21 protein-coding genes are annotated in these 25136 nt (G+C 47.8%); 12 read left to right on the top strand and 9 right to left on the bottom strand.

Annotated elements, in window-relative coordinates; all coding sequences use genetic code 11:
* Positions 1-45: 45 nt before the first annotated feature.
* Together LZD49_RS19065 and kdsA are read right to left on the bottom strand one after the other, a co-directional pair.
* Entirely contained in the window at positions 46-735 is a 690-nt protein-coding gene (locus LZD49_RS19065; RefSeq protein WP_234669164.1) for a phosphatase PAP2 family protein, read from the bottom strand.
* Positions 732-1544 carry a 3-deoxy-8-phosphooctulonate synthase gene (gene kdsA / locus LZD49_RS19060; protein ID WP_234669163.1) on the bottom strand — a complete coding sequence of 271 codons (813 nt, stop codon included), beginning with the start codon at positions 1542-1544 and terminating at the stop codon, positions 732-734. Before kdsA ends, LZD49_RS19065 begins: the two co-directional genes overlap by 4 nt.
* A gap of 232 nt (positions 1545-1776) precedes the next feature.
* Between kdsA and LZD49_RS19055 the strand changes: the two genes are divergently transcribed.
* The 5 genes from LZD49_RS19055 to LZD49_RS19035 all read left to right on the top strand — a co-directional run bounded on the left by LZD49_RS19055 (position 1777) and on the right by LZD49_RS19035 (position 6467).
* Positions 1777-2013, top strand: coding sequence for an acyl carrier protein (locus tag LZD49_RS19055; protein WP_015813362.1), 237 nt, complete (start codon positions 1777-1779; stop codon positions 2011-2013).
* Between the two features lie 43 nt (positions 2014-2056).
* Positions 2057-3310, top strand: a complete 1254-nt coding sequence (fabF, locus tag LZD49_RS19050) for a beta-ketoacyl-ACP synthase II (protein ID WP_234669162.1) — start codon at positions 2057-2059, stop codon at positions 3308-3310.
* A 14-nt stretch (positions 3311-3324) separates the two neighbouring features.
* A complete protein-coding gene (rnc, locus tag LZD49_RS19045) occupies positions 3325-4071 on the top strand; it encodes a ribonuclease III (RefSeq protein WP_234669161.1) in 747 nt (248 codons plus the stop codon).
* A 236-nt stretch (positions 4072-4307) separates the two neighbouring features.
* Entirely contained in the window at positions 4308-4736 is a 429-nt protein-coding gene (locus LZD49_RS19040; RefSeq protein WP_234669160.1) for an Hsp20/alpha crystallin family protein, read from the top strand.
* A 204-nt stretch (positions 4737-4940) separates the two neighbouring features.
* Positions 4941-6467, top strand: coding sequence for a Do family serine endopeptidase (locus LZD49_RS19035; protein ID WP_234669159.1), 1527 nt, complete (start codon positions 4941-4943; stop codon positions 6465-6467).
* A 70-nt stretch (positions 6468-6537) separates the two neighbouring features.
* On the opposite strand, the gene LZD49_RS19030 is transcribed toward LZD49_RS19035, so the two are convergent.
* On the bottom strand, positions 6538-8343 hold the full coding sequence (locus LZD49_RS19030; protein ID WP_234669158.1) for a pseudouridine synthase: 1806 nt from the start codon (positions 8341-8343) through the stop codon (positions 6538-6540).
* Between the two features lie 301 nt (positions 8344-8644).
* Here LZD49_RS19030 and LZD49_RS19025 point away from each other — a divergent pair, with 301 nt between their 5' ends.
* The 4 genes from LZD49_RS19025 (at position 8645) to LZD49_RS19010 (ending at position 14535) form a co-directional block, all read left to right on the top strand.
* Positions 8645-10594: an acetoacetate--CoA ligase gene (locus LZD49_RS19025; protein WP_234669157.1), complete on the top strand. Its 1950-nt coding sequence runs from the start codon at positions 8645-8647 to the stop codon at positions 10592-10594.
* 128 nt (positions 10595-10722) lie between these two features.
* Positions 10723-12426, top strand: coding sequence for a S41 family peptidase (locus tag LZD49_RS19020; protein ID WP_234669156.1), 1704 nt, complete (start codon positions 10723-10725; stop codon positions 12424-12426).
* Between the two features lie 24 nt (positions 12427-12450).
* Positions 12451-13203: an SDR family NAD(P)-dependent oxidoreductase gene (locus LZD49_RS19015; protein WP_234669155.1), complete on the top strand. Its 753-nt coding sequence runs from the start codon at positions 12451-12453 to the stop codon at positions 13201-13203.
* A gap of 108 nt (positions 13204-13311) precedes the next feature.
* Positions 13312-14535 carry an MFS transporter gene (locus tag LZD49_RS19010; protein WP_234669154.1) on the top strand — a complete coding sequence of 408 codons (1224 nt, stop codon included), beginning with the start codon at positions 13312-13314 and terminating at the stop codon, positions 14533-14535.
* 16 nt (positions 14536-14551) lie between these two features.
* Here the strand turns inward: LZD49_RS19010 and LZD49_RS19005 are convergent, their stop codons facing one another.
* The 4 genes from LZD49_RS19005 to LZD49_RS18990 form a co-directional block, all read right to left on the bottom strand.
* A complete protein-coding gene (locus LZD49_RS19005; RefSeq protein WP_234669153.1) occupies positions 14552-14731 on the bottom strand; it encodes a hypothetical protein in 180 nt (59 codons plus the stop codon).
* Positions 14732-14788: 57 nt separating this feature from the next.
* Positions 14789-15463 (bottom strand): peptidoglycan DD-metalloendopeptidase family protein, encoded by a 675-nt coding sequence (locus tag LZD49_RS19000; protein ID WP_234669152.1) that lies wholly within the window; start codon positions 15461-15463, stop codon positions 14789-14791.
* A 58-nt stretch (positions 15464-15521) separates the two neighbouring features.
* Positions 15522-18089 (bottom strand): zinc-dependent metalloprotease, encoded by a 2568-nt coding sequence (locus tag LZD49_RS18995; RefSeq protein ID WP_234669151.1) that lies wholly within the window; start codon positions 18087-18089, stop codon positions 15522-15524.
* A 65-nt stretch (positions 18090-18154) separates the two neighbouring features.
* Positions 18155-19090: a phosphatase gene (locus tag LZD49_RS18990; protein ID WP_234669150.1), complete on the bottom strand. Its 936-nt coding sequence runs from the start codon at positions 19088-19090 to the stop codon at positions 18155-18157.
* Positions 19091-19247: 157 nt separating this feature from the next.
* Here LZD49_RS18990 and rpsU point away from each other — a divergent pair, with 157 nt between their 5' ends.
* From rpsU to LZD49_RS18975, 3 genes are all read left to right on the top strand, one after another.
* A complete protein-coding gene (rpsU, locus tag LZD49_RS18985; RefSeq protein WP_090154901.1) occupies positions 19248-19442 on the top strand; it encodes a 30S ribosomal protein S21 in 195 nt (64 codons plus the stop codon).
* A 107-nt stretch (positions 19443-19549) separates the two neighbouring features.
* A complete protein-coding gene (locus LZD49_RS18980) occupies positions 19550-20422 on the top strand; it encodes a tyrosine-type recombinase/integrase (RefSeq protein ID WP_234669149.1) in 873 nt (290 codons plus the stop codon).
* A gap of 65 nt (positions 20423-20487) precedes the next feature.
* On the top strand, positions 20488-23070 hold the full coding sequence (locus LZD49_RS18975) for a phosphoenolpyruvate carboxylase (RefSeq protein WP_234669148.1): 2583 nt from the start codon (positions 20488-20490) through the stop codon (positions 23068-23070).
* Between the two features lie 54 nt (positions 23071-23124).
* On the opposite strand, the gene LZD49_RS18970 is transcribed toward LZD49_RS18975, so the two are convergent.
* Positions 23125-24567, bottom strand: a complete 1443-nt coding sequence (locus LZD49_RS18970; protein ID WP_234669147.1) for a lipopolysaccharide biosynthesis protein — start codon at positions 24565-24567, stop codon at positions 23125-23127.
* A 24-nt stretch (positions 24568-24591) separates the two neighbouring features.
* Positions 24592-25125, bottom strand: coding sequence for a dTDP-4-dehydrorhamnose 3,5-epimerase family protein (locus tag LZD49_RS18965; RefSeq protein ID WP_234669146.1), 534 nt, complete (start codon positions 25123-25125; stop codon positions 24592-24594).
* Positions 25126-25136 lie beyond the last annotated feature (11 nt).

Below are 25136 nucleotides of genomic sequence, written 5' to 3'. Positions count from 1 at the left end.
GCACAAAAAACAAATCTCCAAGTGACAACCCTATGTCAGCAGCATTCAGTTTTTTTTGTTGCGCTGTTTCGCTTTGATACGTCGTACCTGCTGCTGCATCCACGGGTAACTGATGTAGACCACTTTCGTGGCTGCTATGCCTATTCCTGCGCCCATCAGCACGTCTGCGAGCCAGTGATGGTTGCCCAGTACCCGCATGGTTCCTACCGCGGTGGCCGTTCCAAAGCCGCCTATACTATATAATACGCTGCGCTGTCCATATTCCTCATGCAGGATTGTGGCGTTTGCGAATGCGGTCGTGCTGTGTCCCGATGGGAATGAATGGTTGTCTTCGCCATTGGGCCGCGGATAGCTGATAATGCGTTTCAGACTTTGGGTAACACCTTGCGCGATAATATTTGAGAGCAATGCGAGAATCACCTGATCGCCAAGCTTATGCTTTCCTTTGATACCCGCCGCAGCAAGGCTAAGGCTGACCACGCCGGGTGCGTATGGCAGATAATTGTCTACACGCGTATGATAATTCGGATATTTAGAAACCACATGTTGCTGTAATTGCCGGCTGATCTTTCCCTGCACGATCAGTCCTGCCAGCCCTAGCGTTACGGGCGGGATCACATCCCCGGCCGTGACTTTCCATAATGTGGAATCCTGCTGGGCAAATGATGCCTCAGGAAGTATTAATGCGCAAAGAAAAAGGCATATCAGATATGCCTTTGTAAATTTTGGGATCATAAAATGGCTTCTCTCACACGTACGAGTCTTTCCAATAATCCTTCGAGCTGGTCGAGCGGGAGCATGTTTGCGCCGTCGGATTTGGCTTCAGACGGGTTGAAATGCGTTTCTATAAAAAGCCCGTCGGCCCCCACGGCAATGGCTGCTTTGGCAATGGTCTCGATCAGTTTGGGTTTGCCGCCTGTGACGCCGGAACTTTGGTTAGGCTGTTGCAGCGAGTGCGTGCAGTCCATCACAACAGGAACTCCGAATGCCGCCATTTCGGGAAGGTTCCGGTAATCGACAACCAAATCTCCATAACCGAAACTATTGCCGCGGTCGGTGAGGATAACCTGGACTTTGGGGTTTACTTCATTAATTTTTTCGGCTGCGAATTTCATCGATGCGCCGGAAAGGAACTGTCCCTTTTTAACATTCACCGCTTTGCCCGTACGTGCTGCGGCTGCTAGCAACTCGGTTTGGCGGCAGAGGAATGCGGGGATTTGCAGGACATCCACATATTCCGCAGCGAATGCGGCTTCGTGTGATTCGTGTATGTCGGTTACAGTAGGAATGCCGAATGTCTGACTTACCTCTTGCAAGATTTTCAGCGCTTTTTCATCACCAATTCCCGTAAATGAGTCAATTTTGGTACGGTTGGCTTTCCGGTAAGAACCTTTGAAAATATAGGGGATACGAAGTCGGTCGGTTACTGTAACGATGTGTTCAGCGATTCTCAGGGCCATATCCCTGCCTTCGATGGCGCAGGGGCCGGCCATCAGTAAAAATGATGCAGAATCGGTGTTTTTCAGCTTCGGTATCGAGATCATACTGGTATTGGTGTAGATATTGATAAATGTTTTGCGAATGTACGGCTATCCTTAATGTTCTCTTTGCACTCTGCGGATTTCTTGAAACAGAACCCTTATAAATGACTGATTTCCTGCTTTTTTTTATTTTGAACGGGGATTGTGCATTAAAATGAAGTGTTTAAAAAATTTTTGAAAAAGTGAACTGAAATATCTTTCTTTGTGGCGATTTTAACCAAAAAGTGATTATAAAATGTCAGCAATTGCAGAAAGAGTTAAGCAAATTATCGTCGAAAAACTCGGCGTTGAAGAGTCGGAGGTTACACCGGAAGCAAACTTCCAGAACGACTTGGGAGCAGACTCTCTAGACACCGTTGAATTGATTATGGAATTCGAAAAGGAATTCAATCTTTCTATTCCTGACGATCAGGCAGAGAACATCGGTACAGTTGGTCAGGCTGTTGCATATCTGGAAGAAAACGTGAAGTAATCCGGTTTTTACCAGTACAATCTTCTATTTCTGTCCCAATTTTATGAGTTTTAAGCGAGTTGTAATTACAGGAATGGGCGCATTGACGCCCGTTGGCAATGATGTTCCTACCTTTTGGTCAAATCTGGTTGCAGGCGTAAGCGGTGCGGCCCCCATCACGCGGTTCGATGCCGAGAAGTTTCGTACCCGCTTTGCGTGTGAGGTAAAAGGCCTGGACGTTACCAATTACATCCCTCGGCAAGAAGCCCGTAAAATGGACCCCTTTACACAATACGCCGTCATCGCAGCTGATGAAGCGATGAAGGACGCCGGCTTTGACGCAGATACGCTTGATCTCGACAAAGCCGGTGTAATTTGGGGCTCCGGAATCGGCGGCCTCAAAACTTTCGAGGAAGAAGTGATGAACTTCTCCGAGAACGGCAGGACACCCCGCTTCAACCCTTTCTTTATCCCGAAAATGATCGTTGACAGTGCCTCAGGTGTACTTTCGATCCGATATGGTTTCCGGGGGCCTAATTTTATCACAGTGTCTGCTTGCGCTTCGGCAACCAACGCATTGATCGACGCATTCAACTATATCAAACTTGGTTTGATGAATGTGTGTATCTCCGGCGGTTCGGAAGCGGCGGTAACGATTGCCGGTGTAGGCGGTTTCAATGCATTGAAAGCATTGTCCGAAAGAAACGATTCGCCCGAAACGGCTTCGCGCCCTTACGATAAAGACCGCGATGGTTTCGTGCTTGGAGAAGGCGGGGCGGCTATTATCCTGGAAGAACTCGAGCATGCAAAAGCACGGGGAGCCAAAATATACGCCGAAATGATTGGTGCCGGCATGTCGTCCGACGCCTATCACATCACCGCTCCGCATCCGGAAGGCCTGGGAGCTTACATGGTAATGAAAAATGCGATCGAGAATGCAGGTATCAAGCCTGAGGACATCGACTACATTAATACCCACGGTACATCCACCCCGATCGGTGACCCGCAGGAGATCAAGGCCATAGAAAAATTCTTCGGCGAGCATGCATATGATCTAAGTATCAGCTCTACGAAATCGATGACAGGGCATTTATTGGGAGGAGCAGGAGCCATCGAAGCTGCGGCCTGTATTATGGCGATCAGAGACCAGGTCGTGCCGCCAACCATTAACCATTTTACCGACGATCCGGAAATCAATCCGCGGTTGAAGCTTACTTTCAATAAAGCTGAAAAACGTCGTGTAAATATTGCTTTGAGCAATACTTTCGGTTTCGGAGGTCATAATGCATCAGTCGTTTTCAAAAAGTATGAAGACTGATTAATTCTCTACCATTGGCAAAGCGAATTCTTATACCGATACTTTCCCTTTTCAGGACCGGAAGTGCTGAGGACAAAAAATTTAAGGAGTCGATTGCGCATGTAATAGGCGACAAGCCTTCTAATCTGGGCGTTTATCAGCTGGCTTTCAGGCATACATCCGCCTCTCGCGAGACTGCTATCAAGGGTTTCAGGGAATCGAACGAGCGTTTGGAATACCTGGGCGATGCGGTACTCGGTATGGTGGTAGCTGAATTTCTTTTTACTAAATATCCCTATAAGGACGAAGGATTCCTGACCGAAATTCGCTCTCGGATTGTAAACCGTGAATCTCTGAACCAGATTTCGCGAAAACTTGGTCTTGATCGGCTGATCGAATATGACGGCAACCGTCGCGGCATGTCTCCCCGCTCGTCTATGTACGGCGATGCGCTCGAAGCGTTTGTAGGAGCTATTTACCTGGACAAAGGTTTCCGCTTCACGCGAACCTTCATTATCAGCAAACTGATCACGCATTACGATCTGGACAATATTATCCAGAACAATGTGAACTTCAAAAGCCTTATCATCGAATGGGCGCAGCGCGAAGGCAAGGAGATACGCTTCGAAATACTCGAAGAGCGGGGCACCCGCCATCACCGCGAATTTATTTCCCAAATACTCGTTAACGACGAGCCTTTCGCCGTAGGAAATGGTTTTACCAAAAAGAAAGCCGAACAATCCGCATCGGAGCAGGCTTGTGCAATTCTTGAATTGAAATAACACTCCATACTGATAAATGCGCGCTCATTGGCTACCCAATGAGCTAACTGTGTTTTTGTCATTTTATAAGATAGAAAACGGCCATTTTGTCTGTGTTTTTAAATAAAAGTTGCAAAAACGGCCATTCTGTCTGATAAATTTCGTCCTTTTCTGGCTCGGAACGGTAGTTGTTATATAAGGGCATAACCGCAAGGGGTTAAAAATCTGAAATCTTAGAACAACAAAACCTTATAACAATGAGCACATTAGTCAAACATTTCGCAGGTCCATCTTATTTGAACGGATTTTTTGGTAAGGATCTATTCCACGAGTATAACAACCCTGCTTTCGCAGGCACCGTACCAGCTGTGAATGTGGTTGAAAGTAAAGAAGGCTTCCGCATTGAAGTAGCAGCTCCCGGTCTTCAAAAATCTGACTTTAAACTCAACCTCGAGAAAAATCAACTGACCATTTCGGCGGAGAAAGAGCAGAAGGAAGAAGAGAACAATGAGAAATACACCAGGAAAGAATTTAAATACACTTCTTTCCAAAGAACCTTCACTTTGCCCAACACCGTGGATGGCGAAAAAATCCAAGCAAACTATGCCGACGGCATCCTAAGCATTGCACTGCCAAAGCGTGAGGAAGCGAAAGAAAAACCTGCGCGTCTAATCGAGATCGCATAGTCGGACGAATCCAAATGATGGGCGTTATTCGTAAGGATAGCGCCTTTTTTATGGATGCCTTTTGATAATCCCCTGGCAGGATATTTTAGTAAATTCCTAAATAGAATATCTTTGTTAAAAGATGTTAAACGAATCTACGACGGGAATAATTTGTTAATCGATTTACGTTATTTGTCTATAAAAATATAACCCCAACATATGTCTATGAAAACAAATTGGAAAGGTTTGGTGTTGGTTGGGTTGATTTCAAGTGCGTCAACCATAGCTGGCCTCAAACTCCTGGCTCCTGATAATGATAAAGATGTAATTTTTAAAGAAGCGGCTTCTGAAAATATAGCGCGCTTCACATCGGCAGGTGCCCCTGCGGGTGCTCCGGGTGATTTCGTTTATGCAGCCGAGGCCACTACACCGACCGTTGTCCACATTAAATCCACCAGTACAAGGCAAGCGTCCCGTGGGCAGCAGCAAATTCCCGATATTTTTCGTGACTTTTTCGGAGATGATTTCGGAGGTCAGCGCGGCCCGCAGCAATCGGAGGCGACCGGTTCAGGCGTGATTATTTCCAATGATGGCTATATCGTTACCAATAACCACGTGGTGGAAGGTGCGCAGGAGTTGGAAGTGACTTTACATAATAAAAGCAAATTCCGCGCGAAAGTGATCGGTACAGATCCTTCTACCGACATTGCGGTGATTAAGATCGACGGAAAAGATTTGCCTGCGGTAACGCTGGGTAATTCAGATGCTGTGAAAGTAGGAGAATGGGTAGTCGCCGTGGGTAACCCTTTCAACCTCGAATCTACTGTAACAGCCGGTATTGTGAGTGCAAAAGGCCGTGGATTAGGCATTATCGGTCAATCACGTCGAAACCAAATGCAGCCAACTTCTTCTGCCCCAGGCGATTCGCCGTTGGAATCATTTATCCAGACTGACGCCGTTGTGAATCCTGGAAACAGTGGTGGTGCATTGGTGAATCTCAAAGGCGAGCTGATCGGAATCAATACCGCGATCGCCAGCCCAACGGGTAGTTTTGCAGGTTATGCATTTGCAGTGCCTTCGAGCATCGTGAAAAAAGTGTCGAGCGATCTGATCAAATTTGGTAATGTACAACGCGGTTACCTGGGTATTTCCCTGGATGACCTAGACAGCAGAAAAGCCGAAGAATACGGTGTGAAGGTAAATGACGGCGTTTATGTCCGTGACTTCACCGAAAATAGCGCTGCAAAAGCAGGCGGCGTGAGCAAAGGTGATGTAATCGTAAAAGTAGATGGTGCCAACATTCATTCGATCCCTGAATTGCAGCAGTCTATCGGCTTGCACAAACCTGGCGATAAAGTGAATCTTACTGTGAATCGCGACGGTAAAGAAAAAGACCTGAGCATTACGTTGCGCAACCGGACAGGTGGTTCAGAGATCATCAAACGTGACGAATCAGCAGCTGTAATGAGTTCGCTAGGCGCGCAGTTTGGTAATCTGACGGATCAGGAAAAGCAAAGACTATCGCGTTACAAAATCGATGGTGGTGTGAAAGTATTGTCGATCGACGGCGGCAAATTTGCTCGCTCGCAGGTGGAAGAAGGTTTCATTATTACCAAAGTGAATGGTAAGGCGGTGAAGACGGTGAAGGAATTTGAAGCGGCCATCGCCGGTAAGGAAGAATCGATGGTGCAGTTTGAAGGGCTTTACCCCGATGCTCCTTACGATATCTACTCATTCGGATTCAGATTGTAATTCAATCAAAACGCATAAATAAAGGGCTGTGATGATCACCATCGCAGCCCTTCTTGTATAATGCATGCTATTAAAGCATAAACTTCAATTTGATTACCTCTTTCTCACTCAGGAAGCGCCATTTGCCGCGAGGCAGGTCTTTCTTATTCAAACCTGCAAAAACTGTGCGGTCGAGCTTCTGAACTTCATATCCCAAATGCTCGAACATCCGGCGAACGATACGATTGCGGCCGCTATGGATTTCAAGACCTACAACGAATGCGTCCGGCGTTACGATACCCACTTCGTCGGGGCGGATAAAGCCGTCCTCCAATTCAACACCATGTTGCAAGGTTTCGAAATCTTCGGTAGCAATGGGCTTGTCCAGTTCTGCCTGATAAATCTTCTTGATACCGCTTGACGGGTGTGTCAGCTTTTCAGCTAATTCACCATCATTTGTAAGTAACAACAAGCCAGTTGTATTGCGGTCGAGGCGGCCTACCGGGTATACGCGCTCCGAACATGCGCCAGCGATCAGATCGAGGACGGTTTTGCGCTCTTCAGGATCGTCGGTGGTGGTGATGTAATCCTTCGGTTTGTTGATCAGAATATACACCATTTTCTCCGGGTTCAATGCCTTCTTGCCGTATTTCACCACGTCGGTTGGCCTCACCTTATAACCCATTTCGGTGATGGTCTTGCCATTTACCGAAATCTGGCCCGAAGAAATCAGATCGTCGGCCTCACGGCGGGAGCAAATTCCCGCATTCGCGATGTATCGGTTGAGACGGATCTCGTCGCTTTCCTCCTTATCCTTCTGTTTGGGCGATTTCTTTTTCTGCTCATAGTAATCCAAATTGTAACGAGGAGCAGTCTCATAGCGGCCTACTCGTCTTTCCAAGCCACTACGGCTTTCTTGCTCGTCGTCCTGAAACCGTGAACGGAGTGGCTTGTCGGCGGGCTCTTCTCTATCGTCTTTTTTTTTAAACGCAGGTCTTTCAGAGTTCCGGTCGAATGAACGTACGGGACGCTCGCCATTGTCTCTTTCTGAACGTGGCTTAAACTCCCGTCCACCCTCGCTTCTCTCAACTCTTGGCTTGAACTCGCGGTCGCTACTATCTCTTTCAGTGCGCGGCTTGAACTCACGCGCACCCTCATTTCTGTCACCTCTCGGCTTGAATTCGCGATCGCTACTATCTCTTTCGGTGCGTGGCTTGAACTCACGCGCACCCTCATTTCTGTCACTTCTTGGCTTGAACTCGCGGTCGCTACTCTCTCTTTCGGTGCGTGGCTTGAACTCACGCGCACCCTCATTTCTGTCACCTCTCGGCTTGAATTCGCGATCGTCTCTTTCCGGACGGGGTCGGAACTCACGTTCGTCGTTATCTCTATCAAATCGGGGTTTTGACTCACGATTGCGGTCGTTTTGTTCAAAACGAGGCTTTTCAGAACGGTCGCCAAATGGTTTTCTGTCACCGGGGCGGGAGTCGCTTTTAGCAAAATCCTTTTTAAAACTACGTTCAGAAGAACCGCCTTCACGACGGAATGAACGTTCGTTGCCAGATCCACTTTTGTCAGAACCGTATTTTTTGAAATCCGGCTTACCGGAGCCCGGTTTGTCGAAACGTGGCTTGTCGAAGCCCGGCTTACCGAAGCTCGGCTTATCGAAGCGCGGGCGATCTTCTCTGGGTTTCTCGTGGTCGAAATTAGGACGTGCTTTCTGGCCTTTGCTTTCGGCAGAGGCTGAAAATTTCAGGCTGGATTTTTTGATGCTTGGTTTGCTGAACCGGCTTTCGGTCTCCGGTTTTGTGCGTTTGAAGTAGCCGCCTCCGCTTTTGGAGCCTCCGGCTGATGGACGGGCACTGTTGCCGCCTCTGGAATCGTTTCTGTTTCTCATTAGGAATGCAGTATCACTACTGGATTTATTTCCTCTTACAAATTTACCTTGTAACCGATTAGTGCCTTAGTTCGCACAATATGGTTTGAATTGCCACTAAAACTGGTTGGCCAACGTATCTGATGGTCAGAGTACTTGTATTATACAAAATTTAGCCTGCAAAGATACGGGAATTTTTTGAGTAAATATTTTTGAAAGTGTTTATGTCAAAAATGATACGGAAACGTTTATAAGTTCTATCGGTGAAATCCGGTCTGACAGCCTGTTTTTACCTAACTAAACCTTCATTAACAAGTTCATTATGTCAGTTGAGACGCAGGTTCAGCCTTTGTGGAAACCGGGAAGGACCCTATTCGAGCAGTCCAATCTCAAAAAGTATATGGACTGGCTGTTCGTCAAAAAGGGGCTCTATTTCCGATCGTATCATGATCTTTGGGAATGGTCGGTGACTGACCTGGAAGATTTTTGGGAAAGTCTTTGGAACTATTTCAATATCAAATCGCATGATTTATACCTGGAAGTGCTTCAAAGGCCCATCAGCGGTTTCATTGGCACGCGCTGGTTCACCCGCTCCAAGCTGAACTATGCTGAACATATTTTCAGGAACAAAACAAAAGACCGCCCGGCGATCCTCTTTCAATCGGAAAGATCCGAACTGACGGAAATTTCGTGGGAAACGCTCGAAATGCAAGTGGCTGCAGTTTCCACCTGGCTGAAACAGCGAGGTGTGAAGCCTGGTGATCGGGTCGCGGCAGTGTTGCCGAATATTCCCGAGGCAGTAGTAGCATTTCTGGCTACTAGCGCGGTAGGCGCTGTGTGGTCATCTTGTTCACCTGATTTCGGAAAACCCGCCATTACCGAGCGCTTCTCGCAAATTGAGCCAAAGGTATTGTTCACGGTCGATGGCTATGTGTACAATGGCAAAAGCTACGACATCACCTCTTTCGCCGGTGAGCTCTCCGCAGCGCTTCCCAGCGTGAAAGACACGGTCCTAATCAGCAATATATTCTCGGAGACCCGCCCCGACCGCTTTACTTCGTGGGATGACATTCTGCATTTCGAAAATTTCGGTATCGATTTCGAGCCGGTACCCTTCGACCATCCGATCTGGATTCTCTATTCGTCGGGTACCACGGCTAAGCCGAAAGCCATCACGCACAGTGTCGGCGGTTGCCTAATCGAACATTTGAAGGCACTGGTGCTTCATCAGAATGTAAAGCCGGGCGACCGGTACTTCTGGTATTCGACAACCGGCTGGATGATGTGGAATTATGCATTAAGCTCATTGCTTTGCGGGGCCACGTTGGTCATGTACGATGGTGCACCAGCTTATCCGTCATCGCAAGTCCTCTGGACATTGGCCGAGAAGGCCCGCATTACGCATTTCGGAAGCGGCGCTGCCTTTTTTATTGCCTCCATGAAAAGTGGCGTCAGCATAACTTCAGAGCGGCTGGGCCATCTCGAAACAATCGGTTCGACAGGCTCCCCACTGCCGCCAGACGCATTCGAATGGATTTATAAACACGTTAAGAAAGATGTGTGGTTGATCTCGCTCAGCGGGGGCACCGACGTGTGCAGCGCGTTCGTAGGCGGTTGCCCGATCCTGCCCGTGTATGCGGGGGAGATTCAATGCAGGATGTTAGGTGCCAGGATCGAGGCTTTTGATGAAAACGGTAAACCAGTGCTGAATGAGATGGGGGAAATGGTGATCACACAGCCGATGCCCTCGATGCCCATCTATTTCTGGAATGACGATCACGACGAAAAATATATATCCAGCTACTTCGAAATGTACCCGCACGTATGGCGGCACGGTGACTGGATTAGGATCACGGACAGGAAATCGGTCATCATTTATGGTCGTTCCGATGCTACCTTGAACAGGGGCGGCGTCCGCATTGGTACTGCCGAAATATACCGGGCCGTAGAAAGCATTCCGGATGTGAAGGACAGCCTCGCGGTTTATCTCGAAAAATCGAATGGAGAGGGTACGATCTCACTTTTTGTCGTCTTGGTAAAAGATAAGGAATTGACGGAGGAGCTCAAAAGGCAGATCAAAGATACTTTACGCACTCAATACAGCCCACGCCACGTGCCCGACACGATCGAACAGGTAGGTGATATTCCGTATACAATCAACGGTAAAAAGATGGAGGCACCGATGAAACGTATCCTTATGGGACAAGATCCAGCGAAATGCATTAATATCGATACCATGCGCAATCCCGAGTCCCTGAAAGCATTCATCTAGTAATTCGTGCTGTTGGTATGTTAACAGCCTGCATTCATTTGCATTAGGCAACCAAAATTATTTAATTCACGTTGGGGAAATATCCGTTTCTCCAACGTGACGCCAGCATACTCCTAATTTTTACAGGTATGAACTCAGAAAGACCCCAGCCCCCGATCCAGAACTCAAGATCCGTAGTTCGTTTGCCTATTATCATCGCGATCACGCTTGCGGCGGGGATGCTGCTGGGAAGTACCTTTTTTAGCGGCGGGAAAAAGCTCTCCGACGTGGCTAAGGGGTATGGAAAGTTCAGGGAGGTGTTAATGCTGGTGGAAAACAATTATGTGGATTCGGTGAATACCGACGAACTGGTGGATTTCTCAATTTCCAAAATGCTCGAAAAACTTGACCCTCATACAGCCTATTTCAACGCAGAGGAAGCGACGGCGGCCAGGTCACAGCTCGAATCTGGTTTTGATGGCATCGGGGTCGAATTTAATATCTACAATGATACGGTTTATGTGGTAACGCCATTGAGCGGAGGCCCATCGGAAACCGCGGGTATTCAGAGCGGTGACCGCATTATATCGGTTAATAAAGAAAATCTTTCCGGCCCGGGCGTCACCAATGCGCAAGTTTACAAGCTGCTGCGCGGCAAACGGGGTACGAAAGTTGATTTGGCGATCGAAAGGGTTGGTTTAAATGAGAAAATGAACTTTGCAGTAGTCCGCGATCGCATTCCGACCTATTCGGTAGATGCGTCATATATGGTGGATGATGAAATAGGGTATATCAAAGTAAGCCGTTTTTCTGAGACTACTTTCGACGAATTCAAATCAGCATTGAAAACATTGAAAGCTAATGGTTTAAAAAACCTTATCCTGGATTTGCGCGGCAATCCGGGCGGCTATATGGAGCGTGCTACCAGCATGGCTGACGAGTTTATTGCAGGAGATAAATTGCTGGTTTACACCGAAGGCAAAGACAGCCGCTTCGATCGTAAAACACGGTCGCATGTGGATGGTTTGTTCGAACAGGGGCCGCTGATCGTATTGGTGGATGAAGGCAGCGCCTCTGCTTCCGAAATCCTGGCAGGCGCATTGCAGGACCACGACCGCGCATTGGTAGTGGGAAGAAGATCCTACGGTAAAGGTCTTGTACAAATGCCGATCAAGCTTTCGGATGGCTCTGAATTGCGTTTAACAATTTCGCGCTATTACACGCCAAGCGGTCGTAGCATTCAGAAGCCCTACGAATTGGGCAAAGGCGAAGATTACAGCCAGGATTTGACCCACCGCTACGAAAGCGGCGAACTTTTCAATGTCGACAGCATCAAATTTGATAAGAGTAAAATTTACAAAACCGATGGTGGCCGTATCGTATATGGTGGCGGTGGTATTACGCCGGATATATTCGTTTCGAAAGACACTTTAATGAATAGTAAATACCTCTTTGAACTGTATTCCAAAAATATCATCCGCGAATATGCGCTGCGGTATGCCAATGAAAATCAGAAACGCCTCGAAAAGCAGGTGTTCAAAGAATATCTGAAATCATTCCAGGTCTCAGATGCCATGATTGCAGAGCTTGTGAAAGATGCTTCGAAAGCTGGTATCAAGCCGAATGAGAAAGAGCTGAACCTTTCCAAATCGCTCATTACTTCGCAGACCAAGGCGATCATCGGTCGTTATGTATGGGGTAGAAAGCAGAAAAACGGCCTGAATAACGAGGTATTCCAGGTGCTCAATCCTACGGACAATGTTTACCAACAGGCGGTGCAGCTTTTCAATCAGGCGGCGCAGTTGGAAAAAGGGCAGTTTAGCAGCCTGAATATTCCTAAGAACAAAAAATAAAGTCACTCCACACCATCCAACTCAATGTCCCGTATTGCATTTATTACCGGAGCCACATCCGGTATAGGTAAGGCCACAGCAGAAGCATTTGCCGGGGTCGGTATTGACCTCATTTTATGTGGCCGCCGCCAGGACCGTCTCGACGAAGTGGCGGAAGCATTATCGTCAAAAGTGAAAGTCACCACGTTGCTGTTCGACGTCCGGGATAAGGGCGCTGTTCTGGCGGCGGTTGGAGCATTGCCCGACGATTGGAAAAACATTGATATTCTCGTCAACAACGCGGGCAATGCCCACGGTCTCGGCTCGCTGGATGAAGGTGACACCGACGATTGGGATGCAATGATGGATGGCAACGTAAAAGGGCTCCTGTACGTTTCAAAAGCTATTATCCCGCTACTTTTAGAACGCGGGAAAGGACATATTGTGAATATTAGTTCGATCGCAGGAAAGCAAACCTACGCTAACGGCGTAGTTTATTGTGCTTCTAAGGCGGCCGTTGAAGTGATCAGTGAAGGAATGCGCCTGGAACTGACCCAGCATGGCATCAAAACGACCAATGTGGCACCAGGCGCGGTGGAAACTGAATTTTCCCTCGTTCGCTTCAAAGGGGATGAAGAAAGAGCGGACAAAGTGTACCAGGGTTTCGACCCATTGCAAGCCGGGGATGTTGCCGATGCGATTCTTTACGCAGTTAATGCGCCTGACCGCGTTACCATTGCCGATATCACGATTCTGGCCGGAGCGCAGTCGGCCGCGACCACCATTCATCGCAGATAGAATTTTCTTTGGTTTTTGGCCATTATCCAGGCCAAAACCAATACCTTTGTCATTCTTTTTTGAGCCCCAGCTTGCAGTTTATGTAAGTTGGGGACATTTTGAATGCCTATGAAAAGTTTTGATCAAAGTTCCTCCGCTGAATCGACAACTGCAGTTCCGGCTTCCCAGACAGTCTTTCCGATCCTTCTGGCGCTGAGTTTTTCCCACTTGCTGAATGACACGATGCAGTCACTTATTCCATCGATTTACCCGATGGTGAAAGATTCATTTCATCTCAGCTTTTCTCAAATCGGCCTGATTACGTTTACGTTCCAGATAAGCGCTTCTGTTTTTCAGCCACTTGTAGGCTCGTTTACCGATAAAAGACCACAGCCTTATGCTTTGGCGGTAGGAATGTGTTTTACGTTGCTGGGGCTCGTGTCGTTGTCCATGGCAGATAGCTTCCACATTGTGCTGCTCTCGGTGGGTTTGATCGGCATTGGTTCGGCGGTATTCCATCCGGAAGCTTCCCGCGTTGCGCGGATGGCGTCAGGGGGCAAGCATGGCATGGCCCAGTCGCTTTTTCAGGTGGGTGGTAATGCGGGTAGTTCGCTAGGACCATTGCTGGCCGCGTTGATCCTGTTGCCATATGGTCGCTTTCAGGTGATCTGGTTTTCACTGGTAGCATTGTTGGCAATCATCATTCTTTCGTGGGTAGGAGGCTGGTATAAGCAAAACCTGACCAACGTCGTCAGGAAAGCAGCGACTTCTGTCAAAGCGGAAGCGCCGTTCTCGAAATCCAAAGTGGTGGTATCGATTGGCATTCTGCTGCTGCTCATTTTCTCGAAATACATTTATATGGCTAGCATTTCGAGCTATTTCACCTTTTATCTGATCGATAAATTTGGCGTATCCATACAAAGCTCACAGATTTATCTGTTTGCTTTTCTCTTCGCGGTAGCGGCAGGGACGTTTGTCGGCGGGCCGGTTGGTGATCGCATCGGGCGGAAATATGTGATCTGGATTTCAATCCTCGGCGCGGCGCCATTCGCATTGCTGCTGCCTTACGTTGATCTTTTCTGGACGGGTGTTTTGAGCTGCATTATCGGTCTGATTTTGTCCTCCGCATTCTCGGCAATTTTAGTGTACGCGCAAGAACTGATTCCAGGAAAAGTGGGCATGATCGCGGGTCTTTTCTTCGGTTTTGCGTTCGGGATAGCCGGTATCGGTTCTGCGATTCTAGGGACATTGGCTGACAAGACCAGTATCGAATATGTATTCTGGATTTGCTCTTTTTTGCCGCTGATTGGATTGCTGACAGGGTTTTTACCGAATTTGGAAAAACGCGCCTAGGTGCAGGAAGATTTAGTCAAAAAGGGCCTCCCTGATGCCCACTGGCGGGGCCATTTGATCTATTACTTCGAGGGATATTATGTTTGCGCCCTTCCGTTGCCGCGATTGTTTTGAGGTGGTCTTCAATAATCTGCGAAATAGTGATCTGCCGGGCTGCTGCACCCTCATATAAGCCAGGACCGTAATCTTCTTTCATAAAGTTCAGATGAGTTTCATGCTATGAGTATGCGCATAAAATTGATATATGCGCAATTCAAGATTTAACCCGCAATAGCAACGCCGGATCGGGGCACAAATTCAGATAATAATCCCGGTCAGCGACGTTACAAACGCCCGGGAAATCACCTATATAATTTCCCATATCCCGGATAACCTGAAAATGCAGATGCGGCGGCCAGTCGCCATTCTCGGGATAGGGGCCGATGGAGGCGAAGCGTTCACCTTGCCCGATGTGTTGGCCGTTATATAGCCCCGATAGCGAGTCCAAAGACAAGTGGCCGTAGAGCGTGAAAAACGTTACTCCGGCTATTTCATGGACAAGAATAATGGTAGGCCCGTAATCACCGTAATGATCATTGAATGCAAAACTGTGAACAGTTGCGTCCAGCGGAGCATAAAGCGCGGTGCCGGCATCGGTCCATAGGTCAACACCCAGGTGGATGCTTCGGGGCTTTTCGGCATTGGCAGTGAAATGTTTCCGATGTCTATAAATAACGCGGTCTTCACCGTATCCTCCGATTCCATTGTAAGTGTTCCCCGATAATAGCTCTTCAAAAACATAGGCTGTAAAATCGCGTGTTTCGAAAAGGTCGCGTTTAAGCAAATCCGTATTATTGGCGGTAAAGTCCAGATTCCGATATGGTTTGTCGTTCCGGATAATAGGCGCTGATGTGCAATACTCGCGAAGTTTTTGAATCAGTTCTGACATGTTATACGGAGCTAAAAGCAATCTGGCAAGCCCTGAGACCTGCCAGATTTGAACAACATTATTTTGGATCAAGCGCTTGCTTAATGCGCTGAGATACATCTTGCAAATGGTAGCGGGTGTTTTTGTCGGTGCTTTTAGCGATCGCTGCTGTTAGCGACGTCTTCAAACTTTCCAAATGTGCACGTGCAATGGACGGCAGGTCGGTTTTTTCGAGCTCTACCGATCGTGTTGAGAAACCATAGGTAATGCCGACCGGTATTGACTGAACATTCGCCCGGCCAGGTTTCAGCAGGCTGATCAACTTTTCAGCATACACTTTTTGCAGGTTTCTGCGGTATAGATCGATCGTTTTGCCGGTTTTAGTTTCCGACCAAATCCCTGCTTCGAGATCAGTAAAGAGGTCGTCGAGAGAGTAATATTTGGCCGAAACCCCTGTTTCCATCAAACGTACAGCACGGTCACCTGCGAAGAGAGCAGTTATTGCATATTCATGTAATGCCTTAATGGCCTCCACGCCCGTTTCGGGCTTCACCTTGTTCAGGATATTCTGGTCGAGGAGCCAGGTCGGCGTTTTAAAAAGTTGCGTGTTCAGGAAGTCGACGGCTTTTTTTTGGGTAACTTTCGGAACAGTGGTGAAGGTCGGGCCTTCCATATCGTAGGTGGTTGGAGTGTCGTAAATGCCGCCCACGTTTTTGATCACGTGTCCGAGGTATCGGCGATACTGTGTCACCACATTGCCATAAATCTCATCCAGCTCCTTATAACTTTCACCATCCTCTTTGCTCCATTCGATCAGGTTTGGGATAATGCGTTTCAGGTTTTTGATGCCATATTCCGAGGCCTTCATTGCATTGTCGCTCAGGTCTTCCGTTTGGTAACGGGGATCGTACGGGCTGATTTCCGTTCCAAAGTGCAGGCGGTCGTCTTTGTAGGCCTCTTTGGTCAGCTCGTTCAGGACCAGCTTTTCAGCCTTTGCATCCTTGTCGGGGAAATTGCTGTAACCCCACTGAATAGCCCATTTGTCGTAATCGCCAATGCGCGGAAAAAGGTTGGTAATGCCATCTTCGGGTTGGGCTACATAATTGAAACGGGCATAATCCATGATCGAGGAGGTGTGGCCATGTTCTTCCACCCAGGCTTTGTCGCGCAATTTTTCGACCGGCGTTGCTGAGCTTGCGCCCATATTGTGGCGAAGGCCCAGCGTATGTCCGATCTCGTGGGATGATACGAAACGCACGAGCTGTCCCATCAATTCATCGTCAAACTTCTTCCCTCGGGCTTTTGGGTCGACGGCTGCTGCCTGGATAATGTACCAGTTGCGCAAAAGCCGCATTACGTTGTGATACCAGCCAATGTGACTTTCCAAAATCTCGCCGCTGCGGGGATCATGCACGTTAGGCCCGTAAGCGTTCTGGATATCGGCCGCGAAATAGCGGATTACCGAGTAGCGCGCATCTTCAAGGCTCATCGTCGTGTCATTTTCCGGCCAGTATTCACCACGGATGGCATTTTTCCAGCCCGCTTTTTCGAAGGCAACCTGCCAGTCATCGACACCGAGTTTCAGGTATTTGCGCCATTTTTCAGGAGTTGCGGGATCGATGTAATAAACGATAGGCTTCTTGGGCTCGATCAATTCACCGTTTTGCTGCTTGCGGGCGTCTTCCGCATTTTTAGGCTCGAGGCGCCATCTAACCGCAAAAACCTCGGTGTCGGAGCGCTGCGATTCTTCACCGAATGTGGCGTATTGGTTGGCAAAATAACCCACGCGACTGTCGAAGATCCGCTTTTTCATCGGCGTCTTTGGCAGCAGGATCAGCGAGGTGTTCATTTCAAAAGTGACCACACCGGCGTCAAGACCGGAAGGCAGATATTGCCCGATGGAAGGAACGGGTGTCGGTGTGAGTAGCTGCGGCGTTACCGCGAAGGTTTTTACCGATCGTATTTCCGTATTTATTGGAAAGGAGCTAATTTTTTCAATAAACGAAGCTTCTTTTTTAAATGTGGCCAGTTTCAAAAGTTGCTTACTGACTGAGCTCAACGAGAAAACCTGATTGTCGGCATTGAAATAGTCCGTTACATCGATGACCGAGGATTTCGACGGCTCTTTTTTCGCTGCTTTAATATCAAAAACGCCAATAATCGGGTCGGAATTGGAGTTCTTAACAGCCTGGAATATCGGTTTGGTGCTGTCAGGGCTGGTGACTACGATGGTCACTGAGCGTAGCAACAGATTGTTATCCAGGCCTTTTTCCCAACGGATCAGCTGACGGTTTACTTCCTCGCCGCCAAAAATCCCGCCGCCCGCCGCTGTCTTGGAATAACGGGTAACGGCCATAATGTCGCGGTTCAATAGCGAATCCGGGATTTCGAAATACCATTTATCGTCCACTTTATGCACCGAAATCATGCCTTTCTGGCTCACGGCATTGGTACTGTCGATCAGGTCCTTGAATGCTTTCGGTCCCTTCTTTTTGTCATCTTTCAGTTTGTCTTTCACTGCCGACGCCACTGCGTCCACGGCTTTGTCGATTTTGACATCTTCCTGCTTTTCTTTTTTTTTCTTTCGTTGTGCCTGCGCGTCGTGCATATACACGAATGCCAGCGCCGCGAGGAGAAGGTAACGCATCAATCTCATAGAGTTTGGTTTGGTTGTGGGTAAAGTATTAAATGAATAAATCAGAGGCAGGGATATTAACGGGCCATGAGTTCGGCGAGTACGCCTTCTTTGAGGGCATATTTGGAAACCTGGATCTCACGTATACCATGTGTTTTAAGGACGTAGTCGATCAGGCATACAGCGACGACAATCATATCGACCCGCAATTCGATCATGCCGGGAATGGCCATACGCTCGTCGTGGTTGCCCGACAGGATCAGGGCATAGGCGCGATAGAACTCTTCCAGCGGGATATCGAAATCGGTGAGATGTGAGGGCGGCCAACCGTTGGTCCGGTAATGAAAGTCAACATCGACCAAAGTATCAAATGTGCCCGACGATCCTACCAGCTTTCCGGGTGCATACTGGTGAACCGCATTGGCCAGTGGAATGAGGTTTTCATCAAAATGGTTATAAAGACTGCGACGGTCGGCTTGGGATAGTGGATCGTTCCGCATGAATTTCTCCATCAACCGCTGCCCACCGATCTCAAAGCTCTGTTTCCAGAAGATTTGTGAATGATTGCCGATGATGAATTCGACGCTGCCTCCGCCTATGTCCATGATCAGCGAAGGTTCGTCACCAATGTTAGCACCGTGGCGGACACCCTGATAAATGTACTCGGCCTCACGGTTGCCGTCGATGACGGTGACTTCAATATTGGTTTTCTGCAGGATTTCAGAACAGAATTCATGCCGGTTTTCTGCATTGCGCACCGCGCTTGTGCCGAAAGCGAATGTCTTTTCGGGCATGACTTCAAAAGAATCGAGCTTTTCGCGGAAATAGGAGAGCACTGTCAGCGCGCGATCCTGCGCTTCGGGTGTGATGATGCGCTTGTTGATGCCACCCAGCCCGATCCTCGCCGGCCTGCTTTCGTGGAAAATCGTCTTGAAATGAGCGCCGTTCGGCTCGGCGATGAGCAGGTGAAAAGTGTTGGTGCCTAAATCAATTATTCCCAGTCTCGAACTCATATCGGGCTGTTTAATCTGTTAATGACTTTCGTTTCAATGCAATGGATACAAAAATAACCGAATTTTAACGACTTATTTCTTGATTTTCTGTTGAATATAGTTTTTCTTTGCAGTCCGATTTCAGAAACCAATTCAAAGAACATTAGAAATTATAAGCATGCTTATTATTAACATCAAAGACAACGAATCGATTGACCGCGCTCTTAAGCGTTACAAGAAAAAATTTGAAAGAACTGGTACAATGCGCCAGCTTCGTGCGCGTACTGCTTTTGAAAAGCCATCTGTAAAGCGTCGTTTCGAAGTTTTGCGTGCAGTTTACAAGGAAAAAACTTACGGTCATTTAGAAGACTAGTTCCTGGTGGAATGGTTCTCTGAAAGACTTCTATAGGATTATTGTATCCATACCATACGAAAAGGAGCTATCTTGATTAAGATAGCTCCTTTTCGTATGTTCGGCTTATGATAAAGCCATTTTTGGAATTTCTGCAGTTCGAAAAGCGCTCCAGCGCGCATACCATCAAGTCGTACCAGACCGATCTCGACCAGTTTCAGAAATATCTTCTTTTTCAATACGAATGCGCGGAACCTGAAACGGCCAAGGCGCCGATGTTGCGCTCGTGGGTGGTGAGCCTGATGGAAGAAGGGCTTAATCCATCGTCTATTAACAGAAAAATCGCTGCTCTTCGGACTTTTTATGGATACTTAAGGAAGAAAAAGCACATTGACAGCGATCCCACGAAGATCCTCACGGCTTTAAAAACACGTAAGAAACTGCCAGCTTTTGTGGAAGAAAAATCCATGGAAATGCTGTTCGAGGAAGGCGTGTTTTCGGACGATTTCGAAGGCTTGCGCGACCGGGTGATTATGGAGCTGCTGTATGGAAGTGGGATCCGGCTTTCGGAGTTGGTGGAACTGGAAGTGAAAGACCTTAACTTGGCTGCGCGGACAATCCGGGTTTTTGGAAAGCGGTCGAAAGAGCGGATCGTGCCGGTTTCCACATCTTTGGCACAACTGCTTCAAAAATATATAGAACAGCGTGCGCCAGAGGAAGTTACTGACATTTTGCTTTTAACGGACTCAAATAAAGCCATTTACCATGTATTTGTGCAGCGTAAGGTAAAGCAATATCTTACTGCCGTGACTACGCTTTCCCAAAAGAGCCCGCACGTGCTAAGGCATACCTACGCGACGCACCTGCTCAACCGTGGGGCCGATCTGAATGCGATCAAAGAGTTGCTCGGCCATGCCAATCTGGCGGCCACGCAGATATACACCCATAACTCCATCGAAAAGCTTAAAAAAACACATCAACAAGCCCATCCCAAGGCCTGAAACCGATTTTTAAAGTTATATTTGCCTTTAGTGCAAATTCCAAAATATAATTTCGTCACTCCATTATGAATAATAGTTTCCAGGACGCAGTTGTAACGAAGTATAATATTTTCAATAGCCTGTTTCTGAGCCTGCCTTACCGCGGTATCTTTCAAACCGGCTCATTACTTCCAATACTAACTCAGCAAAGCGAAATCGGCTTTCAGGAAGGTAAATCTCCCAAAGAAATCATCGAGCATTTTTTTTCTGAGCTGCTGGAAACAGCTACCCCCAAGGAACGTGCGGATTTGCTTTTTGCATTTATCCAATACATCGAACGGCAGGTTGTACTGTTTGATTCCGTAGAGGATGCCGCATTTGACGAGACTCATGACCTGACGGGCAAAGGCTCGGTAAACTACCTGACAGAGCGGTTGGAAAATGACGAACTGAAAAAGAAGTTACTCGCCAAGCTGGAAGATTTCAGCGTTCGCATTGTGCTGACAGCCCATCCGACCCAGTTCTATTCGGGGAAGGTACTCGGGATTATCAACGATCTGGAAGACGCGATCAAGGAAAACGATTTTACAGAGGTTAATCAGCTGTTGTTACAGCTCGGTAAGACGGCTTTCATTAATCATGAAAAGCCTACACCGTTCGACGAGGCCGTGAGCCTGTGCTGGTTCCTTGAAAATGTATATTATGATGCCATCCCATCCATTCTCGAAAAACTGATCAATGGCCTGGGAATGAGCGTGCATGACTGGCCTTACCCAAATGTGTTCCGGCTGGGCTTCTGGCCGGGCGGCGACAGGGACGGTAACCCGTTTGTGAACCCTGAAATCACATTGAAAGTAGCTGACCGCTTGCGTGAAACGCTTTTGCGCGGCTATTACCGCGATATCCGCCAATTGAAACGCCGCCTTACCTTCAAAGGTGTGGACGATGCCATTTCGCTGGCTGAAAAGAAAATGAACAGCACCATTTTCGGGCCATTTGAAGAAGGTTACGAAAATGCACAGGAGCTGATCGACGAATTGCTTAAAGCACGAGAGGTGCTGGTTAACAAGCATCAGGGACTTTTTGTGGAGTTGCTGGATAACTTTATCCTGAAACTGAACCTCTTCGGGTTCTTCTTTGCAAGCCTGGATATTCGTCAGGACAGCCGTAAGCATGGCAAGGCTTGGGAAGATATTTTGAGGAGGTTGGAAAAGAAGGTCCCACTTCTGAAATACAGTGACTATCAGAGCTGGGATGAGGCTAAGAAAATCGATCTGCTCCTCTCGTTGAATATACCACTTCGCGACACAGACTATGAGGATGAGCTAACGAAGGACATTCTCGGATCGATAAGGGCTATTAAAACGATTCAGGAAAAGAATGGCGAAAAAGGCGCACACCGATATGTGATCAGTAATAATACTTCAGCACTGAATGTGATGGAGGTGTTGGCACTTGCCAAAAACCTGATTGCGGACGATGAGGGTAAAATGGCAGTCGATGTAGTGCCTCTGTTTGAAACGGTGGATGATCTTGCGAATGCCCCCGACATTATGCGCTCGCTGTATGAAAATGAGTATTACCGCAACCATTTGACCAATCGCGAAAACCACCAGACGATCATGGTGGGTTTCTCGGATGGAACTAAAGACGGCGGCTACTTGCGCGCCAACTGGTCTATCTACCGAGCCAAAGAGGAATTGACCAAGGTTTCGCGTGAATTTGGCATTAAAGTCACATTTTTCGATGGTCGTGGGGGACCTCCTGCGCGTGGCGGTGGCAATAACCATAATTTCTATTCCTCGCTCGGCAAGGACATCGAGGACAAAGAGATCCAGCTGACCGTGCAAGGGCAGACGATCAGTTCCAACTACGGCACTGTTACTACGGCCATGTACAATCTGGAAAGGTTATTCACAGCCGGATTGGAAAACCACCTTTTCAAAGGTCATCGTAATGATGAGTTGACAGAGGATGATAAAGACCTGATTGAGGAAATGGCAGAAATTGCCTACAATTCCTACCTGGACCTGAAAAACCATCCGAAGTTTGTCAAATACCTGGATAAAAAGACACCGCTGCGTTTTTACGGACAAACGAATATCGGAAGCCGTCCGACCAAACGGGGTAATGACGACGAAGGTTTGAAATTCGAAGACCTGCGCGCGATCCCGTTTGTAGGTTCATGGGCGCAGATGAAGCAGAATGTACCGGGCTTTTATGGCTTTGGAACGGCCATACAAGAACTTGTAAAGCAAAACAAGGTCGATGATATTAAAAAGCTCTATCAGAAATCTCTTTTCTTCCGTACGCTGATCGAAAATTCGATGCAATCGCTGTCGAAGGCATTTTTCCCGGCGACCAAATACCTGCGCGAGGAAGAGGACTACCGCGAATTCTGGGATAAAATGTATGACGAATTCCTGCTCACACGGGAATTGCTGCTCGAAGTATCCGGTCAGAAAGAACTCCTGGACAGCAACAATGTCACTAAGGTGTCCATTAAGACCCGCGAGCGCATCGTGTTGCCGCTGATTACCATTCAGCAATACGCATTGCAAATGCTCGCCGGTGACCCAAAGGACTTGCCGGTAGATGTTGAAACATATAATCAGCTTATTATCAGGGCGATGTTCGGTATTATTAACGCGGCCCGCAACTCGGCTTAGTATTAACTTTTTAAAGGAAGGTGCCGGTAAGAGAAATCTTGCCGGCATTTTTTATTAAAAACCTTTGGTGGCCAAAATTTCGGGGTGATATCTTTTCATCAATAACCAATAGGACGCTGCACCGATGAAGACTGACAAGGCAAGTTCTGCCAGTGGGGTGAGATGGCCATTTACGAAGTATCGAACCATCAAAATCAAGGCAAGCATTGCAACGCTGGGAATGCTGTTCTTTAGAATAATCCGGATGAGGACAAAGTGTCCTACCAAAATGATTTTCTTCACAAAATGATTGTAGATAAGAAAGCTTAACAGGCTCGTTGCGACGATGCTTGTGGCTACCCCATCGATTCCATATCCCGCAAGCAATGCAAACAGGATACCCATGGCAGTAATCATTCGGGTGATGAGGATGATTTTTAGGTATGATTTGGTCTGGCCGATTGCCTGGTAAATTGCTCCCGGAAAGACACAAACCTCAAATAATGAGGCAAAACCCAGGATTCTCAATATAGGAATTGCTTGTAGCCATTTATCACCCATCAAAACGGGAACTGCAAGATCGCATATTGCCGAAAAACCGACAATCGCAGGAAAACCGATCAATGTTGCGAGCGATACCGTTTTCAGATAAAAGTTACCCATAGCGGCTCTGTCCGCCTGGATCTTGGAAAACGCCGCAAAAATAACCTGGGAAATTCTGCCTTTGATATTAGAAACAGGCCAGACGTAGAGACTATAAGCCAGACTATATATCCCCAATGCGCTGGTCCCCATCCATTTCCCAATGAGGATATCGTCTATTTTCCTGCCGAAGACCAACAAGAACTGTGATAGCGATTGTGGAAGCCCGAAACGCAGGAGCTCTTTTATTTCGCTCAAGGCAGGACGAAATTTGAACTTCGGCCATGCATAGGCGCATAATGTAATCGTGCGGATGCTTTGCACTAGCAACAACCTCGCTCCCAGTGCTATCCAGCCATGTCCGCTGTACGCCAGCCATACAGCAATTACTCCGGAAACTACAATACTTAATATGTTGGTAAATGCGATCTTATCGAAAGCCAGACGTCTTTGCAATTCAGAAAGCGGGAATGTCTCAATTGCCTGAAAGGGAATGGACCACATCAGCAATAGGAATACATCCCGCAACTGGGGTTTGTTATAAAACGAAGCAAGAAACGAGGAGGAAAATCCAATAGCAAGCATCATTAACGTCGCAAGCAGCGATGTTACGACGAGCACTGCCGAATAAAAGCGGTCTGTGACGACGGCACGCTGGGTGAGCGCAGAAGCGCTTCCCAGCGTGCCAAAGGTCTCGATCAGGCCTGTAAGCGCCATGGCGGCAGCCAACAACCCAAAATCGTCGGGGCCTAGCATCCGGCTTAGCAATAGAGTAAAGCCAATGCTGCTTAGTTGTCCGCCAAAGGAAATGATCAGATTCCACCTGATGCCCGAAAAGACGGAACGCTCAAAAGAATCGGGGTTGATGTTTTCCAATGTGTGGCCTGTTTCGGGTATGGATCAGGAGAATGTGTATGGGACTTCGGGAGAGTCGACCGGTATTCTCCAGTGGTCCGGATCCTCATATTGATATGCCCGATCGACAATATTTAACAATGCGGCGTGTTCGTTGGTGAAATTCTGTACGCCATGCCATACACGTGGAGGAACGATAATGAGCATGGGCCTCACAGTGCCACAGCGAAATTCGTTGATTTGGCCATAAGTGGAAGATTCTGGGCGTGCATCATACAAAACTACTTTGATCAAACCTGTATTCACAAAAATCCGATCTGTGGTAACCTCGTGCGCGTGCCATGCCGATATGCCTCCGGGAAGCAGTGAAACCTGGAAAATCTGGTCAACAGTGAGGTTATCGAGCTCCCAATCCTGCCGAAAGATTTCGGTCAGGAAGCCATTGTTTTTGACCACGTTTTTAACCTCCTTCACTTTAACGCCCTCGATCAGGGCCAGATTAGAGGGATTCCATTGTGCGGTGATACTTTTGGCGTCTTTAATCGCGCCGTCGATACTCCATTTTTCGGTTTGTACCATTGTTCTATTGA

Source organism: Dyadobacter sp. CY261 (genome assembly GCF_021440085.1).
Lineage (GTDB): Bacteria > Bacteroidota > Bacteroidia > Cytophagales > Spirosomataceae > Dyadobacter.
Note: the sequence above shows the minus strand (reverse complement) of the source record. Positions and strands in the feature narration are given on the sequence as shown.

Excerpts from the sequence above, each read along its gene's own strand:
- LZD49_RS19065 (WP_234669164.1), bottom strand. The coding sequence starts at position 735 with ATGATCCCAAAATTTACAAAGGCATATCTGATATGCCTTTTTCTTTGC.
- kdsA (WP_234669163.1), bottom strand. The coding sequence starts at position 1,544 with ATGATCTCGATACCGAAGCTGAAAAACACCGATTCTGCATCATTTTTA.
- LZD49_RS19055 (WP_015813362.1), top strand. The coding sequence starts at position 1,777 with ATGTCAGCAATTGCAGAAAGAGTTAAGCAAATTATCGTCGAAAAACTC.
- fabF (WP_234669162.1), top strand. The coding sequence starts at position 2,057 with ATGAGTTTTAAGCGAGTTGTAATTACAGGAATGGGCGCATTGACGCCC.
- LZD49_RS19040 (WP_234669160.1), top strand. The coding sequence starts at position 4,308 with ATGAGCACATTAGTCAAACATTTCGCAGGTCCATCTTATTTGAACGGA.
- LZD49_RS19035 (WP_234669159.1), top strand. The coding sequence starts at position 4,941 with ATGAAAACAAATTGGAAAGGTTTGGTGTTGGTTGGGTTGATTTCAAGT.
- LZD49_RS19030 (WP_234669158.1), bottom strand. The coding sequence starts at position 8,343 with ATGAGAAACAGAAACGATTCCAGAGGCGGCAACAGTGCCCGTCCATCA.
- LZD49_RS19025 (WP_234669157.1), top strand. The coding sequence starts at position 8,645 with ATGTCAGTTGAGACGCAGGTTCAGCCTTTGTGGAAACCGGGAAGGACC.
- LZD49_RS19020 (WP_234669156.1), top strand. The coding sequence starts at position 10,723 with ATGAACTCAGAAAGACCCCAGCCCCCGATCCAGAACTCAAGATCCGTA.
- LZD49_RS19015 (WP_234669155.1), top strand. The coding sequence starts at position 12,451 with ATGTCCCGTATTGCATTTATTACCGGAGCCACATCCGGTATAGGTAAG.
- LZD49_RS19010 (WP_234669154.1), top strand. The coding sequence starts at position 13,312 with ATGAAAAGTTTTGATCAAAGTTCCTCCGCTGAATCGACAACTGCAGTT.
- LZD49_RS19005 (WP_234669153.1), bottom strand. The coding sequence starts at position 14,731 with ATGAAAGAAGATTACGGTCCTGGCTTATATGAGGGTGCAGCAGCCCGG.
- LZD49_RS19000 (WP_234669152.1), bottom strand. The coding sequence starts at position 15,463 with ATGTCAGAACTGATTCAAAAACTTCGCGAGTATTGCACATCAGCGCCT.
- LZD49_RS18995 (WP_234669151.1), bottom strand. The coding sequence starts at position 18,089 with ATGCGTTACCTTCTCCTCGCGGCGCTGGCATTCGTGTATATGCACGAC.
- LZD49_RS18990 (WP_234669150.1), bottom strand. The coding sequence starts at position 19,090 with ATGAGTTCGAGACTGGGAATAATTGATTTAGGCACCAACACTTTTCAC.
- rpsU (WP_090154901.1), top strand. The coding sequence starts at position 19,248 with ATGCTTATTATTAACATCAAAGACAACGAATCGATTGACCGCGCTCTT.
- LZD49_RS18980 (WP_234669149.1), top strand. The coding sequence starts at position 19,550 with ATGATAAAGCCATTTTTGGAATTTCTGCAGTTCGAAAAGCGCTCCAGC.
- LZD49_RS18975 (WP_234669148.1), top strand. The coding sequence starts at position 20,488 with ATGAATAATAGTTTCCAGGACGCAGTTGTAACGAAGTATAATATTTTC.
- LZD49_RS18965 (WP_234669146.1), bottom strand. The coding sequence starts at position 25,125 with ATGGTACAAACCGAAAAATGGAGTATCGACGGCGCGATTAAAGACGCC.